The sequence below is a fragment of the Caenispirillum salinarum AK4 genome, from assembly GCF_000315795.1.
GTDB lineage: Bacteria > Pseudomonadota > Alphaproteobacteria > Rhodospirillales > Rhodospirillaceae > Caenispirillum > Caenispirillum salinarum.
Genome location: NZ_ANHY01000024.1, coordinates 1 through 3268, shown reverse-complemented (window position 1 = coordinate 3268; position 3268 = coordinate 1). Strand labels below are relative to the sequence as shown.

The 3268-nt window shown below is 70.3% G+C and carries 4 protein-coding genes; all 4 read right to left on the bottom strand.

Features of this window, described 5'->3' with window-relative positions:
• Positions 1 to 224 (bottom strand): hypothetical protein (locus C882_RS20370; RefSeq protein ID WP_043646887.1); only part of this gene is annotated, 224 nt, incomplete at its 3' end.
• A gap of 8 nt (positions 225 to 232) precedes the next feature.
• Complete coding sequence (locus C882_RS20365; protein WP_009542573.1) at positions 233 to 1462, bottom strand: YeeE/YedE family protein; 1230 nt, start codon at positions 1460 to 1462, stop codon at positions 233 to 235.
• Between the two features lie 27 nt (positions 1463 to 1489).
• On the bottom strand, positions 1490 to 2443 hold the full coding sequence (locus C882_RS20360) for a sulfurtransferase (RefSeq protein ID WP_009542572.1): 954 nt from the start codon (positions 2441 to 2443) through the stop codon (positions 1490 to 1492).
• Positions 2444 to 2524: 81 nt separating this feature from the next.
• Positions 2525 to 3268 (bottom strand): DUF6969 family protein (locus C882_RS20355; RefSeq protein ID WP_322090759.1); only part of this gene is annotated, 744 nt, incomplete at its 5' end.

Sequence of the window (3268 nt, the reverse complement as noted above, 5' to 3'; positions counted from 1 at the left end):
GCGGCCGCGCCGGCAGCGCAGGGGGCCGCTGCCGCGGCGCACGGCGCTGCCGCCGCCGCGCAGGGGGCGATGGCCGCGCAGGTGGCCGAGCCGGCGACCACCGGCCCGGCGGCGGGCTTGGCGCCGGAAAGGCCGCGATGCGCGATGTGGTCGGCGGCCACGGCGGCAGTGCCCGCCAGGAAGACGGAGCCGAACAGCAGGGCGTTGCGCTTGCTCTTTTTCATGGCTGGACTCACTTGCCTCCGTCGAGGCCGAACAGGGGGCGCAGGCGGATGCCGATCAGGCTGCCCGCGAAGGCAGCGGCGAACCACAGCCAGCCGTGCAGGCTGCCCGAGGCGATGCCGGAGAACAGCGCGCCGATGTTGCAGCCGAACGCCAACCGCGCGCCGTAGCCCATCAGCAGGCCGCCGATGATGGCGGCGGCAAGGCTGCGCCAGGGCAGGGCGGCCTTGGGGGCGAACTTGCCCGCCAGCGCGGCGGCCAGCGCGGCGCCAATGAGGATGCCGAAGTTCATCACGGACGTGGTGTCGAACAGCACGCTGTCACCCAGCGCCGCCTGCGGGCCGGGCCAGTTCCAGAAGGCCCAGTTTTCCACCGGCACGCCCACGACCTGCGCCGTCTTCGCGCCCCAGAGGCCGAAGGCGAAGGTGATGGACCACGGGTGGCCGGCGACCAGCAGCGTCGCCACGTTCAGACCCGCGAGCAGGAGTGCGGCGCCCAGCAGCGGCCAGGGGCCGTGCAGCAGGCGCCCCAAGCCGTGGCGCGGCGGCGTCGGAGCGGGCTCCAGCGTGCCGTGGCGGCGGCGCTCCACCCACACCGTCAGCGCGGCGACCAGCGCCAGGCCGACCAGCGTGACCGCCAGACCGCCCGAGACGCCCAGGCTCGCGCCCAGGCTGACGGGCGGCAGGCCGGGCTGCTCCAGCCACCAGGGCAGGTGCCAGCTTCCCGCAACGGCGCCGATGACGAAGAAGGCCAGCGTCACCAACATGCGGCTCGACCCGCCGCCGACGGTGAACAGCGTACCCGAGCCGCAGCCGCCGCCGAGTTGCATCCCCAGGCCGAACAGCGCCGCGCCGACCAGCACCGACACGCCCACCGGGGCAACCGAGCCCACAAGGGCCGTGCCGAAGACCTCCCCGGCGGCCAGAAGGGGCATGAAGACGATGGCAGCGAGGCCGATCATGAGCATCTGCGCCCGCATGGCCCGCCCGCGCCGCTCCACCACCAGACGGCGCCAGCCGCCTGTGAAGCCGAAGGCGGCATGGTAGAGGGTGGCACCCAGGGCCCCGCCGATGAGGAACAGGGCGGCCTGGCGCAGGTCCACCGCCTGCCACACGGCGATGGCGCCCAGCACCAGGGCGGCGCCGGCCGCCAGGGCCGGACCGTTGTCCACGTCCACCCCGAAGCGGCCGAGCAGGCCGGGACGGGGCGCGGTGGTGGTGGATGCGTTGGCTTGGCTCATGATCGGTCTCTTGCTGCGTCCGTCGGCTTAGTTGGTGTTGCCGTAGACGACCATCGGGTTTTCGGCGTCCTTGGTCCATTCGGCCAGCGAGCCGTCATACATGCTGACGTTCTCGGCGCCGGCGACCTCGCTCAGGCCGAACCACGCGACCGACGCCCAGTGGCCGGTGTTGCAGTAGGCGATCTGCGGCTGGTCCTTCTCGATGCCCACCTGTTCGAGCAGGCTGTCGATGTCCGACGGCTCGGCGAACTGGGCGGTCTTGCCGTCGTAGAACAGGCCGTTGGCGATGTTCGCCGAGCCCGGAATGGTCCCGGCGACCTTGGCGACCGGGCTCTTGGCCTGGCCCAGGTACTGCTCGGTCGGGCGGGCGTCGACCAGGGCGGCCTTGCCGTCCAGGGCCTGACGCACGTCGTCGGCGGTGGCGATCAGCTCGGGTCGGAACTCGGCTTCGAAAATGGCGGGCGCGGGCTGCGTCCCCTCGGTCGACAGGGGCTTGCCGGCCGCGACCCATGCCTTGTGGCCGCCTTCCAGGATGGAGACCTCGTCATGGCCCATCACCTTGAAGGTCCAGTAGACGCGCGTGGCGCTGCCGAAGTCCGAGGAATCCTCGCCGGCCGGAATGATGACGACATGGGTATCCTCGTCGATGCCCAGCGCGCCGATCTTCTCTTCCAGCGTCGGAACGGTGGGCAGCATGCCTGGCGTGCCGTCGGTCTTGGTGCGCCAGGCGTAGCCCACGTAGGGCGCGGCGACCGAGCCCGGGACATGGCCCTGCGTGTAGGGGACCGGGCCCTTCGGCTTGCCGTCCTTGTCGTACTCAGGGTCGCGGATGTCGATCACCACCAGGTTATCGGCATTCAGGTTGCTTTCCAGCCACGCCGGGTCGACCAGCGGGCGGTCGGTCAGGCCCTCGGCCTGGGCGGCGGCGGTGCCGGCGGCGAGCAGCACGGCGGCGGATGCGGCGATGTACAGCGTGCGCATGGGGTATCCTCCGATTCCAATCGTGGAACCGATTTAAATACGCACCGCGGAAATGTCAAATGCCTGCGATATACAAAAATATCATGTCAAACCTGCAAGGTGGCGCACCTCTGCCAGTTTCGTTTCCAGGTCAATGGATTGACGCGAGGTGACCTCCAGCGCGCGGTCGTTCAGGACATCGGTTCCGGCGGCGGCCGAACCGTGGCGGGCCAGGACGTGGTCGCGCTGGCGCAGGAGTGCCGCGATTTCGGGCCGGTAGAGCGTCATCATGGCCGTGATCCAGCGGTTCAGCGGCCAGGATGGATGGGCGACGTCCATCTCGAAGGCGGGCAGGGCAGGAATCAACACATCCGCCGCGTAGATCGTTTCGTCGGTGACCCAGCGGTTGGTGGTGAACAGGGCCGTTGGGCGGCCGTAGCGGTCCATACTGATGGCGACAAGGTGCGCCGTTACCCCCGCCGGGTCGCGATCCACCGGGTTGCCCGGCAGCTCGGCCGGCGCGGCGTCGGTGGGCAGGGCGGCGGGCCGGAGGAAGGTGTGGAAGTGGCCGAAGTCCACCTCCCGCGTCGGAGAAGCGGGATGGGCATGGAAGTAGAACTGGCTGTGGGTTTCCGGGTCGCGCACGTCGCCCGGCGGGTAGTGCTCCAACTCCACGAAGTCGTAACCGCCCAGGGCTTCCAGAACGATGTTGCTGCCGCTCTTGCCCAGGACACGCATGCAATCCACCACCTCGGCGGCGGCATCGGCCAGGTCCTCCGGATCGGGACGGGCGAAGTCGGGCGGCATGGCGGCGTGTCCTTCAGGCGGTGATTGCGGCGGCGGCGG

What these genes read in the sequence shown, in the direction of transcription:
- C882_RS20365 (WP_009542573.1), bottom strand. Translation starts at nt 1,462, where the DNA reads ATGAGCCAAGCCAACGCATCCACCACCACCGCGCCCCGTCCCGGCCTG.
- C882_RS20360 (WP_009542572.1), bottom strand. Translation starts at nt 2,443, where the DNA reads ATGCGCACGCTGTACATCGCCGCATCCGCCGCCGTGCTGCTCGCCGCC.